9 protein-coding genes are annotated in these 15,154 nt (G+C 44.7%); 2 read left to right on the forward strand and 7 right to left on the reverse strand.

Features of this window, described 5'->3' with window-relative positions; translation table 11 throughout:
* Positions 1 to 3 precede the first annotated feature (3 nt).
* The 7 genes from TY16_RS06435 to TY16_RS06465 all read right to left on the reverse strand — a co-directional run bounded on the left by TY16_RS06435 (position 4) and on the right by TY16_RS06465 (position 12,769).
* The gene (locus TY16_RS06435; RefSeq protein WP_043930996.1) at positions 4 to 969 is read right to left on the reverse strand and encodes an ABC transporter permease; all 966 of its coding nucleotides are present in this window, start codon (positions 967 to 969) and stop codon (positions 4 to 6) included.
* A gap of 18 nt (positions 970 to 987) precedes the next feature.
* Positions 988 to 2,511 carry a sugar ABC transporter ATP-binding protein gene (locus tag TY16_RS06440; protein WP_043930997.1) on the reverse strand — a complete coding sequence of 508 codons (1,524 nt, stop codon included), beginning with the start codon at positions 2,509 to 2,511 and terminating at the stop codon, positions 988 to 990.
* Between the two features lie 55 nt (positions 2,512 to 2,566).
* Positions 2,567 to 3,523, reverse strand: a complete 957-nt coding sequence (locus TY16_RS06445; RefSeq protein ID WP_043930998.1) for a substrate-binding domain-containing protein — start codon at positions 3,521 to 3,523, stop codon at positions 2,567 to 2,569.
* A gap of 105 nt (positions 3,524 to 3,628) precedes the next feature.
* On the reverse strand, positions 3,629 to 4,630 hold the full coding sequence (locus tag TY16_RS06450) for a LacI family DNA-binding transcriptional regulator (protein ID WP_052342621.1): 1,002 nt from the start codon (positions 4,628 to 4,630) through the stop codon (positions 3,629 to 3,631).
* 301 nt (positions 4,631 to 4,931) lie between these two features.
* A complete protein-coding gene (locus TY16_RS06455; RefSeq protein ID WP_043930999.1) occupies positions 4,932 to 6,659 on the reverse strand; it encodes a glycine betaine ABC transporter substrate-binding protein in 1,728 nt (575 codons plus the stop codon).
* Between the two features lie 4 nt (positions 6,660 to 6,663).
* Positions 6,664 to 7,869, reverse strand: a complete 1,206-nt coding sequence (locus TY16_RS06460; protein ID WP_043931000.1) for a quaternary amine ABC transporter ATP-binding protein — start codon at positions 7,867 to 7,869, stop codon at positions 6,664 to 6,666.
* A gap of 652 nt (positions 7,870 to 8,521) precedes the next feature.
* Positions 8,522 to 12,769, reverse strand: coding sequence for a tetratricopeptide repeat protein (locus tag TY16_RS06465; RefSeq protein WP_231505687.1), 4,248 nt, complete (start codon positions 12,767 to 12,769; stop codon positions 8,522 to 8,524).
* A gap of 400 nt (positions 12,770 to 13,169) precedes the next feature.
* On the opposite strand from TY16_RS06465, the gene TY16_RS06475 reads away from it, so the two are divergent.
* Positions 13,170 to 13,442, forward strand: coding sequence for a YhdT family protein (locus tag TY16_RS06475; RefSeq protein WP_043931004.1), 273 nt, complete (start codon positions 13,170 to 13,172; stop codon positions 13,440 to 13,442).
* Positions 13,427 to 14,869 (forward strand): sodium/pantothenate symporter, encoded by a 1,443-nt coding sequence (gene panF, locus TY16_RS06480; protein WP_043931006.1) that lies wholly within the window; start codon positions 13,427 to 13,429, stop codon positions 14,867 to 14,869. The genes TY16_RS06475 and panF overlap by 16 nt, the downstream gene beginning before the upstream one ends.
* Positions 14,870 to 15,154: the final 285 nt, after the last annotated feature.

The following is a 15,154-nucleotide window of genomic DNA, read 5'->3' on the forward strand; positions in this document are numbered from 1 at the left end:
CTCCTACTTACCGAGAATCCTTCCTTTATTGCGAACATCCAAATAAACAGCGACTATAATAATGACTCCTTTTACAATCTGCTGGTAAAAATACGGTAGGCCGATTAGGTTCATGCCGTTATTAATGACCCCCATAATTAATGCGCCTATGAATGTTCCAAATACAGTTCCATATCCGCCTGACAAACTAGTTCCACCAAGGACCGCCGCGGCGATTGCATCAAGTTCATAGCCAGCGCCAGTATTAGGCTGAGCTGAATAAAGCCTTGATGTCAGGAGAATACCGGAAACGGCGGCCATCATACCTGATATGATAAATATTTTTATTTGTAGCGACTTTGTGTTAATACCTACATACTCTGCAGCGGTCTTATTTCCACCGACCATTTTTGCGCGGCGGCCGAATTTTGTTTTACTCAAGAGGATATGGCAAAACACTAGTAAAACTGCCATGATGAGGACTGGCACCGGAATAATATCAAACAGCTTTTTATTCCCTAGAAGCAAGATGAAAGAGTCGTCAACAGCAATAGGTTTCGCGTCAGTTGTTGCATAACCTACCCCACGGAAAATCCCCATCGTTGCCACAGTAACAATAAAAGTAGGAATCCTTAGACGGGCAGAGATAAGACCATTAGTAAAACCGGCAAGAGCCCCTACCAACAGTGTTACGAGAACCGCAATCGGTCCGGAAAGTCCCCAAGTAAGCGCAAGCCCTAAAATAAGTCCTGAGAGGGCCGCTATACTTCCTACTGATAGATCAATTTCTCCAATCATCAGTACGTATGTCATACCGAAGGCCATAATAGCAATGATGCTGACCTGAGAAAGAATGGTAAAGATATTATTTGTGTTAAGAAAATGGGGGCTTAGGAAAGAAAAAAGTATAACTAAGGCAAATAATGCAGCCAAGACCCCTCCATACGTTTTTAATACCGTGTTGTCCTGAAAAGTTTGTTTTAATCTCATCACGTTCACTCCTTCCCCCTATGAGGATACAGGTTGATTTTTTACTTTGGATTTTGACTTCGTTATATAGGTCATGATTTCTTCCTGGGTAGCTTGCTTAGGATCCAACTCTGCTGCTATTTCGTGATCCCTAATGACCAGAAGCCGGTCACTCATATTGAGGATTTCAGGAAGTTCTGAGGAAATCAGGATAATCCCTACACCCTTGGAAGCAAGTTCAATCATTAATTTATAAATCTCAAATTTCGCGCCAACATCAATTCCTCTAGTCGGCTCATCCAAAATCAGGATTTCAGGCTCTATTTCAAACCACTTGGAAAGAACAATTTTTTGCTGGTTCCCTCCACTTAGTTTATTAACAGTTTGATAAATGCTAGGTGTCTTGATTTTCAAACTATTAATGTGATGCTCTGTGATGCTTTTTTCTTTTTCGTGTTGAATAAGTTTAAATTTACTCAAGACCTTATCAAGATTTGCTAATGTCATATTTTCATAAACACTGGCAGTCAATACTAATCCTTCATGCTTTCGGTCTTCCGTCACGAAAGCAATCCGTTTTTCAATTGCGTCCAATGGTGTATTAACTTTAACTTGTTTTCCATGGAGGAACATTTCTCCCCGGTCCTTCTTTAACATGCCGAATATTCCCTGTACAATCTCAGTCCTACCGGAACCCATCAATCCATATAATCCTAGAATTTCACCTGGCTTTATTGAAAAAGAAATATTGTGGAACTTGCCTTCTTTGTGATAGTCCTTTACCTCAAGAAGAGTTTCTTCAGAGGTATAGGTGAAATCCTTATGAGGATACACATCCTCCATACTTCTTCCAACCATCATTGTAATCAGTTCATCGGAAGTGGTTTCACTTGTTTTTACACTGCCAATATATTTGCCGTCACGAAGAACACTCACATCATCGGTGATTTCAAACAACTCTTCCATTCTGTGAGAAATGTAAATAACCGAACTTCCTTGTGATTTCAATTTATTAATTATCGTAAAAAGCGTTTTAGTTTCTTTCGAGCTCAGCGCCGAGGTCGGTTCATCCATAATGATAATTTTTGGATTTGATGAAACAGCCTTTGCGATTTCTACCATCTGCTGACTTGAGATAGATAAATCCTTTACAAGCTTGGTAGGAGAGATATGTATATCCAGTTCATCCAGAAGCTGCTTCGTTCTTTTGTTCATTTCTTTATCGTCAATTAAACCATTCTTGACTGGCTCGTACATGGCCCAAATATTCTCTGAAACTGTCATATTCGGACTTAAAGAAAGTTCCTGGTAGATAATGCTGATCCCCAGTTCCCTGGCATGAACGACATCTTTTATCTCGACTTTCTCTCCAAATAACTTGATATAACCACCGTCTGGTTTATAGGCTCCAGATAAAATTTTCATTAACGTTGATTTCCCTGCCCCATTTTCACCTAACAGCGCAAGCACTTTTCCCTCTTCAAGAGAGATATTGACCCCATCAAGAGCTACGACACCTGGAAAGACTTTTTTGATGTCATTCATTTCTAAAATTGTCCCCATACAAACACTTCCTTTAAATAGGAGGAAATGCCCGCGGACATTTCCTCCTAAGTGATTATTCTGAAATCGTTACCTTTCCATCTTCCACCTTCACATCAACGAAACCTTTTCCGTTTACGTAAAGTCCTGGTGTGATTGGAACTTCCTTCTCAGCTTTTTCACCTTTTGCAAGTTTCACAGCATTCTTGACTGCTTCTTCACCCATTTTGTCAGGAAACTGGACTACAACAGCCTTAAATGTATTTTCGCTATCAACTGCCTTCCGCGCTTCTTCAAGACCATCAAAGCCGATAACAACACCATCCACTCCACGGTCTGTCATAGCCTGGTCAGCCGAAATGGCCATATCATCACCGAATCCAAAAATCCCTTTAAGGTTAGGATTAGCGGTCAACATATCTTCAGATGCCTTTTTAGCCTCTTCACGAGTACGGCCTGGCAACTCCTGAACAATTTTTAGACCAGAATGATTTTTCGCATTTTCCTTAAACCCATCGATACGGTCACGTACAGACTGAACCTCAGGATATGTAGTCAGCCCAACTTCACCCTCACCATTGAGGTATTTAGCCATTGCTTCAGCAGCGATCATACCGCCTGTATAGTTGTCGGTTGCAATATGTGAATCAACCTCGACGCCGTTAGCCTTAATATCAACAGTAACAACAGGGATTCCAGCATCTTTTGCCTTCATAACAGCACCTTTAACTCCATCAGAGTCAACTGGAACCATGATAATAGCGTCAACACCTTTGTTAATGAAATCTTCAATAGCTGAAATTTGTCTGTTCAAATCCTGGTCGGCAATAGCAACTTCGACTTTAACTTTTTGGTTTCCAGCTTCTTTTTCAATTGCCTCTTTAATTGCCACCTGGAATGGATGGGACTGAGTTAACAAGCTTGCTCCTATCGTGATATCACCTGATTTGCCTTCACCGGATGTTTTTTCTTCTCCACATGCAGCAAGAACCATCATACTTGCGAGTAAAATAAATGCCAGCAATTTTCTCATTAGATATTCCCCCGTTTATCATTTGGATAATTAAAGCTATTATTAATCTTGTTTATTACAACTGATGGAAAGTCCCTCTCCACCACCTCCTTAAAGGTCCAATAGTTAACTTAATTTTTTTACTGAATTGCCTTCCAATAGCTTTGTTTTCAAACGGCTTACTGTCGGGAACAGAGAGTAGTCTTGGTCAATTCGTTTAAGTAAAAGCAGTGCTGCTGTTTCTCCAATTTCATTCATAGGCTGTCTGACAGTGGAAATCTTTGGGGTAAGCATTTGAAACACATCAGAGTCGTCGTACCCAAAAAGACTGATGTCTTCCCCGATTTTTATCCCTTTTTCCATAAAGTATTTTATACCTGTCATGGTTGTCTCATAGTTAGTTGCAAAAATAACACTTGGCGGCTCTTCCATTTGAGTAAACTTCTGATAGGCATCAAGGCCACCACCCTTCTTGTACTCACCGTGCAGAATCAGACTCTCATCGATAGGAATCATATAATCATTTAAAGCCCTGATATAACCGTTCAACCGTTCCTGCGCTGTAAATATATCGGTGGGCCCAGCAATCATTCCAATCCTTCTATGCCCCAGACGGATTGCCTCTTCAACAGCCCTATAGGAACCGTTTACATTGTCACAAATAACTGCATCCGCTACGATTCCGGGAATGAGCCTATCAATTAGGACTATCGGGATATCGCTTTGGATTATTTCCTCTACATGCTCACTTTTATTAGATACTGGCATCATGATAATTCCATCGACACGTTTATCTTTTAGAAAATCAATTTTTTCTTTTTCAGTTTTAAGAGATTGGCGGGAATTACAAACAATAAGACTATAATTCTCGTTATCTAAAATCTCTTCCATTCCTTCAATAACTTGATTGATAAAAATATCAGTAATGCTCGGGATCAAAACTCCAACTGTATACGTTTTGTTAGTTTTCAATCCCCTAGCCATTTGGTTCACTTTATAATCAAGTTCCTTGATGGCTTGTTTAATTTTTTCCTCGTTATCCTTTTTAATTTTGTAACCATTTAGATACCTTGAAACGGTCCCAATTGAAATTCCTGAGAGCCTGGAAACATCTTTTATTGTCGTCATAACCAATCACCATACCTTATATTTGAAACGTTTCAATTATTATTTAAATAAAAATTGAAACGTTTACAATCCATATTATGAAAGCGTTTTATTGGATTGTCAATGCTAAATTTTCTAAAATCACAAAAATTTAAATAATTATTTTGTTAACTTAATTAAATACTTACACTTCCTGCTTTCAACAAAAAAGGGACCCCAATGCTGGAAGTCCCTTTTTTGTTCTATTGATTAATCCTTAAAGCCACCCCTATTAGCAGAGGTACCGTCCAAAAAATCTGAAGTCACTTTACTATAACCTAACCTATTTCAAGTCCTCAATTGAATTAATGTCAACGTACTCAGGTACGACCAATCCATTTCTTGTTCCTTGAAGGTTTAGTCCAAGATCAACGAGATCGTCCTTATACGTATTATAATATTCGACATGGGTACTTGGCAGCCAGGCTGCAACCATCGCATCGGAACTTCCGTTGGCAACACCGGCAAACATCGGGCCGACTTCTACCTGGCTGAGTGTGACCTTGAAGCCATTTTGTTCAAGTACCTTGCCAATGACATTCGTACTGGCGATCTCTGTATCCCAGGCAACATAGACCAGGTTGATGTCTTCACCATTACCTTCTTGGGCCCCGTTTGTCCACTTTGCTACTAGCTCCTGATTTTCCGATATCCATTTTTCAGCAGCTTCTTCTGGACTCATACCTTCTTGGATATCGACCATTACGGCTTCCATATCTCCCGTCTCCCAGGAAAATTGATCTAGGATTTTATAAGCGCCAGGTGCATCCTGCTCGAGGCCTTTCCTAACGAGTGTATGAATTCCTTCAACCCCTCCGAATACTCCATTTGGGTCTTCAAGAAATTTCAAATCGTATTTAGAAAACTTCCAGTGCGGTGCCCAGCCAGTAACAATAATCGGCTTCTTATTCTTATAAGCTTTGTCTAATTCAGCATACATAGCTGCAGAAGAGCCTTCTATAACTTTCCATTGATCCAACCCATATTCGGAAATTCCATTGCTAGCCTGTGCCATAATTCCGGCCCCAGGTTCAATCCCGGTGATTTCATAATTGGTTTGGCCACCTATCGAATTCGGATCGACTTTAACCGCATTTTCCTTGGCAAATGCTTGAACAAGGATAGTACCTACAACAAGTGCTGCTAGGATGGCAGCGACATATCTTCCCTTAATGACATGCCCATATGCCGGCTTGCGTAAGTTTTGTGTGAGCCGGTCGAGGATAATCGCGATAAAGACAATCGATAAACCTGCCTCGAATCCCTGGCCCACATTAATTTGGCTGACAGCCCGGTAAACGTCTGCCCCAAGGCCAGGCGCACCAACTAACGAAGCCGTAACAACCATTGATAGGGCGAGCATTATACTCTGGTTAACCCCGGCCAAAATCGTTGGAGTGGCAAGTGGCAATTGAACTTTCAGCAACTTTTGGCTGCTTGTTGAACCAAACGCATCCGACGCTTCAATCAGGTCTTTAGGCACTTCCTGAATACCAAGATTGGTCATACGTATGGTTGGCGCAATTGCGAAAATAAATGAAGCAATAATACCCGGAACGGTTCCAATTCCGAAAAATAAGATCGAAGGAATCAAATAAACAAATGCAGGCATTGTTTGCATAAAGTCTAAAACTGGTGTGACAATCCTTTGCACTGTTTTACTTTGTGCACACCAAATTCCAATTGGAATACCAATCAGGATTGTCAGAAATCCCGACACTAATACAATCGCAAGTGTTTGAATCGCTGACTCCCAGTATCCAAGATTATCGATCAACAGCAAGCTGACCACCGTAAAGATTCCTAACGGCCATCTGCTCGTATATGCCACTAAAAGGGCCAGGACGATGATTAATACGATTGGAGGGCCTGCACTTAATACATTAACGATAAGATCCAATAACCCGTCGATTGCAGTTGTAATAAATGAAAATAATCCAGCAAACGCCACGGTAATCCATTCCACTAAAGAATCGATCCAACTTCCCAGAGGGATTTTCGGTATATTCATGTACTTATTCCCCCTCCATTTCATTCAGGGAATCTTTATTGCCGGCTAAAGCGCCAATGACAGCTCCGCGGATAATGATTCCTTTAATTCTTTTCTCTTCATCAATGACGGAGATTGGCAGACTTGAAGTTGCCATCGTATCCATGAGATCAGCCAATAACGTATCCTCGGTAACCGTTGGAATGTCGGTTGTCATTACTTCAGAAATCGACTGATTCTGGTCGATTGCCTGTCGTGCTTGCTCTGCGGTCAATGCTCCAAGGAGTTTCCGATGGCGGTCGACGACAAATATGCTGGAATACCCTTGCTTCCGCATAATCTCAAGCGCAACCCGCGGACCCCGGTCGACACTAATTTTTTCCGCTCGTTTCATAACATGTGATGCTGTTAAAACTTTGGATAAATCAACATCCTCAACGAATTTCTCAACAAATTCATTGGCAGGCTGCATCATGATTTGTTCCGGTGTGCCCAATTGAATGACGCTGCCGTCCTTCATCAAAGCAATTCGATCCCCAATCCTCAATGCCTCATCCAGGTCATGGGTAATGAAAATGATCGTTTTCTTGTATTGTTCTTGAATTTCAATCAATTCATCCTGCATGTCTTTTCGAATCAACGGGTCAAGAGCACTAAAGGCTTCATCCATTAAGATGATATCAGTATCGCTGGCAAGGGCCCGGGCAAGTCCAACCCTCTGCTGCATTCCCCCACTCAATTGGGATGGAAGCTGGTTTTCATAACCTTTTAGACCGACACTTGCCAAAGCCTTCATCGCTTTTTCACGCCGTTCCTCCACTGGTACGTTCTTGATTTCCAGTCCATACTCCGCATTCTCCAGGATCGTTTTATGCGGGAACAGAGCAAAATTTTGAAAAACCATACTGATTTTCTTCTGTCTGACTTCCCTTAACCGGGCACTATTCATCTTGACGATATCTTCATTATCAATCAAAATCTCGCCTATTGTAGGATCAATCAGCCTATTGAACATCCGGATCAAAGTGGACTTCCCGCTTCCGGACAACCCCATAATGACAAATATTTCACCAGGGTATATTTCGAAACTGACATTTTTCACGCCAACTGTGTGACCTGTCTGTTTTAAGATCTCCTTTTTCGATTTGCCTTGCTTCAACAAATCAATTGCTGCTTTAGGTGATTTTCCAAAAATCTTGGAAACATTCCTGACTTCTACTATGGGATTCATCAAACCACCTCATTTTATAAAATTGCCCATATCATATTTAGTTTCTCCATTTTTTGTCGCTTTATTTGCCCCGGAAAGTTTAAAAAGAAGTGCGTAAGGGGAAAGGGGAAAAGGGGAAACGACTAACAACCAACAATTTATATAATAACAAAAAGTTGGTACTTTTGAAAAGACTTTTCCTACTATACACGAATAGAAGACAAATTTCTCGTCTCAAGGCTTGAGAATTGTCTGGAAATTTTTTCATGGAAATCTGATCAAAGATATATCTCGGGAGGAAGCATGAGCCGCTTCCCTCCTCTTGATTAAGTAAAACCATAAAGCTGGCATACTTCCTCATCCAAAATAAAGCACAAAAATGCCTGCCCCTTTGCATTATGCAAATGGAGCAGGCATTTTGTTTTTATACTTAAATAAGGGGTCAGACCCCTGTTATGGACTTTTTGGTTATTTTGTCCGCGTGGAGTGGACAGGCTGGATAGACTGTTTATTATATTTCCCAAAAAAGAAGCAGAGGTATTCTATCTGCTTCTTTGGTTTTTATTTTTTTTCGGCGGATCTCAAACCTTTTTAATCAATGCCGGGCCTGGCGCTTGGAATGTATACGCAAAAAACCAACAATACCAGTAGCACTCCTTGCCCAGCCCCTAATTTATACCCCTATCTCAATTCCCCGTAATGCTTTTTCTTCTTGTGCTTGTTCTGCGAATTCACCGTCTTGGTCGTGTTCGAGGACATATTCTAAGTCATCTCGAGCTTCCTGTTCCCGGCCTGCTAATGCGAGGAAGCATGCCCGGCGGTAGCGGGCCATTAGGTTATCCGGGTCAAGTTCCACCGCTCGCTCTGCCGATTCCAACGCGGCATCCACTTTCCCCAGCCTTTCATAGGCATTGCCCAACTCAACATAAAGTGCCACGTCAAACGGGTGGTACTGAATCCCTTCTTCAAGGATTTCAACTGCCTTGCTGTTCCTGCCTTTTTGGCCGTACAGCACACCGAGTGTATAAAACGCCTCACCACGGACAGCATACGGGTCTTCTTCAATTGCCTCATGCAGCAGCCGCCCGGCTTTTGTCCCATTTTCCAGTTGAAACTCGGCAAACCCGATCAGCTTTTTAAAATGAGGGCTATTCTCTGTGTCCTCCAGGCAGCGCTCAAATAACCTCCGTGCCTCAATTAAATCTTCTTCCTTCGCTGCGCCGTTTTCCTCATAGTTCAGGATAAGAAGCCCAAGCTGCTCACCGACTTCAGAATCCCAGCCATTCTTGTCCAAGTAATTCCGCAATACCTTCTTCGCGCCCGGGATATCTAGTATTCCCTCATGGAATTCAGCCAGCTTCAACACTGCCAATACATTTTCAGAGTCAAGCTTCGCCGCTGTGGTATACAAATCAATTACAAGGCCAATCATCATGAACATCTTCGACTTGCTCTTGATTGACCTAAACAAGCGACCAACCGCAAACCGGCCTCCTGAACCATTTCCTTCCTCCCAGTCAACGCTTGAATAATAGTCTCCAAACGCCTCTGCGGCCTTCGCAAAGATTGCACTCTTCGTTTCATTATCGACATTCAACGCCTTCAGGAACTCTGGCGCCTTCATCCACTTTCCTGACCCGACATACATCGAAACCAATGTCTCATAAAGTTCGTCCTCGCCGCCAAACTCCTCAAGCAGCTCTTTTAGAAGAACCCCTGCTTCCTTCCAGGCCCCGCGCTTCATCGCAAGCTTAGCCCGGTGATGCCGCAATTCCGGCCTCTCCTCACCAGCCGCCACCACAGCAGCTTCAGCCGCAGCCTCCAAATACTCTGCCTCTTTTTCAAAATCACCAAGTGCACCCCTTACATATGCAAGGCTATCCAACCGCCAGACCTCATCAATATCGGCACGCTCTTCCAATCCCTTCAAGGTATCAGCAAGCTTCCTCAAATCCCCTGCATCCAGCAATGAACTCAATCGCTCGACATTAACCCGTTCCGGCGCAATCCCAAGGAGCTTCAGCAGCCAGGAAGCCTCCAGCTCTGAATCTCCTTCCATCGCCGCTAGCTCAGCAAGCCTCGATAAAGCACCATCCACCTCCGGATCGAGCCTGAGCGCAGTCTCCAAAGCTTCCCTTGCCAGCCCGGGCTGTCCGCACTTAACATATGTTTCACCGAGACGGAACCACGGGAACGAGTCCTCCTTCAGCGAAATTGCCTTTTCGTAATACGAAACCGCCACAGGATACATATCCCCATATTCATAGAGAGCCCCTAAATAAACTAGATAGAGCGCATCTTCCGGAAACGCCTCCACCTTCTCCTCTAAAAATTCGATCCCGCGAGGCAAACAAGGTGTTCCGACGACAATATCCACATACATATCAAGAGCATCTGAAAGATTTCCATAAATATAGGAAAATCCAGCTTCAAACAACCCCAATGCTTTTTCAAGCAGATCCGTATCCTGTTTGTCGGTTGCCCAGCGAGCCATCATCCGGCCGCCATTGATCAAATACTCGCTATCCTCCGCAAATCGTTCCCGGCACCCCGCTAAATATTCAACCGCCGCATCCACCTCGCCACGGGCGGCTAGCACGTCCGCATGTCCAATAAACGCATACCGCTCATCAGGGAACCTCTCCATACAGTCCGCATAAACCGTCTCTGCCTTGTCCAGCTCTTCCCGGCCGGCGTAAAAATCCCCGAGCCTCACATACAGCTCAGGAGAATCCGCTTCCTGAGCCCCTCGAACAAGCACAGCTTCCACCGCATCCAAATCAGCAAGCTCATTCTCATAAACATCCGCTAGCGCCAAATAGCCGAACGGCAATTCTTTTTCAAGCCCGACAACTACCCTGTATCCACGAACCGCCCTGGTAATCCTGCCCCGCTGCTCGTCAAGCTTCGCCCGTTTATACCAATAATACGCATTCCGCTTATCCTCTGCCAAAAGCCTACTCAGCAGTTCCTCCGCCTCCGTTACCCGGCCAGCCTCAGCGAGTATATCGGCATGATGCACAGAGGTGAACTGTTCGTCCCGCGAAACCTCCATCGCAATCCCCGAAAACTCAAGCGCCAGCTCAGGTTGTTTCGAGTCCAGATAAGCGTGCGCCAAATACGTCCATGTATAATACTGGTCAGGGTCCATTTGAACCGCATCCCGGAACAGTTGCATTGCTTTTCCATAATCATCCCTAAGCTGCGCAGCACGCCCGGCAAGATAGTGATAGAACGGACTCGATGATTTCTCCTTTACCCCGGCAAGCATTGCCTCCGCGCGAACCAACTCATCATGCTGAAAAAAGGCCTGGGCACTGTACAGCTTTACAAAATCACTTTCCGGCTGAGCTTCAGCCAGCCGTTCAATGCACTTTCTGACAAACGCCCAATCACCTTCCCCGGAAAACCGCTTAATCGCAAACATCTGTGCATAAAGCTGATGGCTGTTCTTTTTCAAAAAACCGAGCAGTGCATCTTTATACTCCTTTTCGTCGTCATCCATCAAGTCGGAAAGCCGGAACAGCTCCCGGAAGAACGCATCTTCCCCGGCATCAAGTCCATCAAGCAGCGCTGACCTTTCACCCGGCACAACCGCTATCGATAAAAAGCTCGAATTCGCTGCCGTCCCTTCAACGTCTTCCTGCTTCAAATAAAGAGTCTCCAGCAAATTCGGATCCTGGATATGATAAATCCCGAAGCGGTCATCATAACCGGTCAAAAGCTGAACGTGCAGGCTGTTCTCCGACTCGATGCTGAGCACCACGAGAGCCTCCCCGTCAAGCAGCCCCTGCCAGCGAGCCTTGCCGCCGACAAAATACCTGCAGGCAAACCCGAGCGACTCCAGATATTCCACCGTTTTCGAAAGCTTCGAGCCGGTCACATCGAAAATATGCCGTGCAATCTCGTCCTGCTTGTGCCCCTTTCCATAATAGCCAGTGAGCATCTCGAGCGCTGCAGGGACACAGAAATTATTCTTCTGGACCACCGGCGTGACCTGCAATTCCTTCCAGTTGCCATCGCCCAACGTTTCTCCAAAAAACACTGAACTCTTCAATTCCTCCTGCATCAAAAACCTGCGAAGTCCAGCAACATCCTGCTTCCGGTAAAGAGCCGCCGCCCGCAAATGCCCAAAATAGCCTTTCATCGAATGGAACGGAACAAGCATGTCAACCTCATCCATCACAGCAAGCATCCGGCCATCATCGCCCAGGTCCCGATACCTGCGCAACTCCTCTACTAGCAGCGCCGGCAGGTTCGGGAACAGCATCTTCGCCTCCTGTAAAATCGCAAGCGACTCCGCATGCTCACCATTGGCCGCCTTCACATTCGCGAGAATAAGATAGCAGAAATAATCAAGCTCAGGATCATCCAAACCCTTCTTCAAATACACCTCAGCCTTCTCCCTGTCCCCGGTCAACAAGCTGTAAAACCCAAGCCTGTCCCAACTAGGCCCATCAGCAGCAGCCTTCACCTTTTCCATAACAACCTCTGCCTCAGAAAACCTTTTCATTTCAATCAAACATCGAACCTGGCAAAACAACGCCCGCTCTATATGCTCAGCAGGAGTATCCGCATCCCTCTCTGCCTTTTCTATATAACCCGCAATCAGCTCCTCGGCATCGAGTGCCCGGCCGCTATCGAGCAGCTCGTCACAATACCAGACAGCCGTCTGCAGCGTATTGAAACGTTTATGCGCAGCCCGGGAAAGAATTGAAACAAGCCGGTACATCGCCCCGCGGTCCGCCAACTTAATCAGCGTATAAAACTCATCCACAGTCCCAATATCAGCAAGCGCCTTGCGCACAACCGAAAGCGGCTGCCCCTTCAGCTCCTCAAGCTCCGCATTCAAAAGGCCAAATGCCTCCCGATACGCCCGCTTCTCCAAAAGCTCCTTCAAAACCAGTATCCTATCCGCCATCTTCAAGCTGCACATCCTCTCTCGGTAAAGGGTAAAGATGGGATGGTTTTCATTAGCCATCCCTCTGTCCTAATCTCCAATTTCATATAATAAGCATAAAAAAAGTAACGCCAGAGCGCTACTAGTTTTAAAGATTTTTTTCTTTTTTGGAAAAACTGGCCGATACACCGAGGCCCCATCTCATGCCTATACGCACAGCCCTCAACAAAAAACTGCAAAAAGGAAGAATAGCAAAGCTTCGATTATGTCCCCCCTCTTCTAGTCCCTACATCCCATACCCTCCAGCTTTCGATAGAAATCTATCCTTTCATTTCCAGCAGACAAGAACCCTCCTAGTTTGCATTCCTGCTTGTTTTTCCAGAAAGTACGTTTAAAATATAAAAGGGAAAGGTGTGTGCATATGGAAGATAAACGCTTTAAAGTTGCACACCGGGAAGCAATTATCGGTGTGATTCTTGTAATAATAAACTTTATTATTTGGTATGGTTTTGCGTATGGGCTCGGAAATCAGGACCCGGCAACATATACGTATATCCTCGGTTTTCCAGCATGGTTCTTTTATAGCTGCATTGCTGGGACGATTTTCATGATTGTTTTAATAGCCATAGTCATGAAATTCTTCTTCACCGAAGTTCCACTTGAAGAGGGAGATGAAGAATGCACTGGCAAGTAATCGCTCCACTCGCACTATTTCTTATTATTATTTTCTTTATTGGCTTTTGGGCAAACGCTTATGTTCGGCGATCAAATTCGTTTCTATCGGATTATTTCCTGGGCGGCCGCGAAATGGGCGGCTTCCTGCTCGCGATGACGATGATGGCGACATATGGAAGTGCCTCAAGCTTTATTGGCGGTCCAGGTGTAGCCTATCAAACCGGCCTCGGCTGGGTGTTGCTTGCGATGGCTCAATTGCCAGCTGGCTACTTTGTCCTGATGATTTTAGGAAAGAAGTTCGCGATCATCGCACGTAAATATGAAGCAATTACGTTAATTGACTTCCTAAAGGCACGCTATCAATCAAATGCAATCGTGCTGCTTTCCTCACTTGCGATCTTTGTGTTTTTATTTGCTTCAATGACCGCACAATGGGTTGGCGGAGCACGCTTAATCGAATCATTAACAGGCTTATCCTACCGGGGAGCCTTGCTGATTTTCGCAGTGGCCGTCCTTGTCTATGTTATTGTCGGCGGCTTTGCGGCTGTTGCCCTAACTGATGCACTGCAAGGTTCAGTAATGATTATTGGCACCGTGATTTTACTCGTCGCCGTTATAATCGAAGGCGGCGGAGTTTCTGCGATCATGGCTGAACTTGTTGCTGAAAATCCAAATCTAGTTTCACCGTACGGCGCAGATGCAAGCCTTTCGCCGCTCTATGTATCTACCTTCTGGATCTTAATTGGAATCGGCGTCATCGGCTTGCCGCAAATCGCCGTTCGCGCAATGAGCTACAAAGACTCAAAAGGCATGCATCGCGCGATTATCATCGGAACAATTGGCATCGGAACAATCATGTTTGGGATGCACTTGATCGGAGTTTTCGGCCGGGCCGTCATTCCAGGGATTGAAATTGGCGACAAAGTCATGCCGACCTTAACACTCGAAATTTTGCCGCCGGTACTTGCCGGAGTCGTATTGGCAGCCCCGATGGCAGCCATCATGTCCACAGTCAACGCATTGCTTATCTTAGTAAGCTCGACGCTTGTGAAAGACGTGTACTTGAACTATATCAAACCAGCTGCAAAAGAAGCGGAAATAAAGCGGATGAGCTTTATCGTCACAACCGTTGTCGGAATAGCCGTTGTGCTCTTTGCCTTAAATCCGCCAGAACTATTAATTTGGCTGAACCTGTTCGCTTTTGGCGGACTTGAATCGGCCTTCTTATGGAACGTCGTGCTTGGCCTCTATTGGAAAGGCGCCAATAAATACGGAGCCATCTCATCGATGATAGTCGGACTTGTTTCGTATGTTTATATTTATCAAGCTCATGGAAATTTATTTGGCATGCATAGTGTAACAATTCCAATAATTGCATCACTCCTTGTATTCGTGCTCGTAAGCATAGCTACAAAACACAAAACCGAACACCAAAGCATTATATAAGAACAAAAGCGCAAGCGCCTCGATCATCGCCGTACAAAATGGAGGGGCTTCGACTGAGATAAAGGAATCACGAAGAGCGATAGCGATTCGATGATGACTTATCGTAGGGAGGAGACCTGAAGTTTGCTAGGCGATAGGCGCTGGAGCTAGACGAACGAGAGCAAACAACCCGCTAACCAATTCAGGCTAGCGGGTTGTTTTTTTGGGAAAATCGGTCGATGCCATCAAGCCAGGCAGCCCCACCCCAGTTCGCCTACACTCCCAAATTTAGGAGCACCCACCTTA

Source organism: Bacillus sp. EB01, from assembly GCF_000613125.1.
GTDB lineage: Bacteria > Bacillota > Bacilli > Bacillales > Cytobacillaceae > Bacillus_D.

Bases quoted from the DNA above. Each gene is read 5' to 3' on its own strand.
- TY16_RS06475 (WP_043931004.1), top strand. From the start codon at position 13,170: ATGGAAGATAAACGCTTTAAAGTTGCACACCGGGAAGCAATTATCGGT.
- panF (WP_043931006.1), top strand. From the start codon at position 13,427: ATGCACTGGCAAGTAATCGCTCCACTCGCACTATTTCTTATTATTATT.
- TY16_RS06440 (WP_043930997.1), bottom strand. From the start codon at position 2,511: ATGGGGACAATTTTAGAAATGAATGACATCAAAAAAGTCTTTCCAGGT.
- TY16_RS06455 (WP_043930999.1), bottom strand. From the start codon at position 6,659: ATGAATATACCGAAAATCCCTCTGGGAAGTTGGATCGATTCTTTAGTG.
- TY16_RS06465 (WP_231505687.1), bottom strand. From the start codon at position 12,769: ATGGCGGATAGGATACTGGTTTTGAAGGAGCTTTTGGAGAAGCGGGCG.
- TY16_RS06460 (WP_043931000.1), bottom strand. From the start codon at position 7,869: ATGAATCCCATAGTAGAAGTCAGGAATGTTTCCAAGATTTTTGGAAAA.
- TY16_RS06445 (WP_043930998.1), bottom strand. From the start codon at position 3,523: ATGAGAAAATTGCTGGCATTTATTTTACTCGCAAGTATGATGGTTCTT.
- TY16_RS06450 (WP_052342621.1), bottom strand. From the start codon at position 4,630: ATGACGACAATAAAAGATGTTTCCAGGCTCTCAGGAATTTCAATTGGG.
- TY16_RS06435 (WP_043930996.1), bottom strand. From the start codon at position 969: ATGAGATTAAAACAAACTTTTCAGGACAACACGGTATTAAAAACGTAT.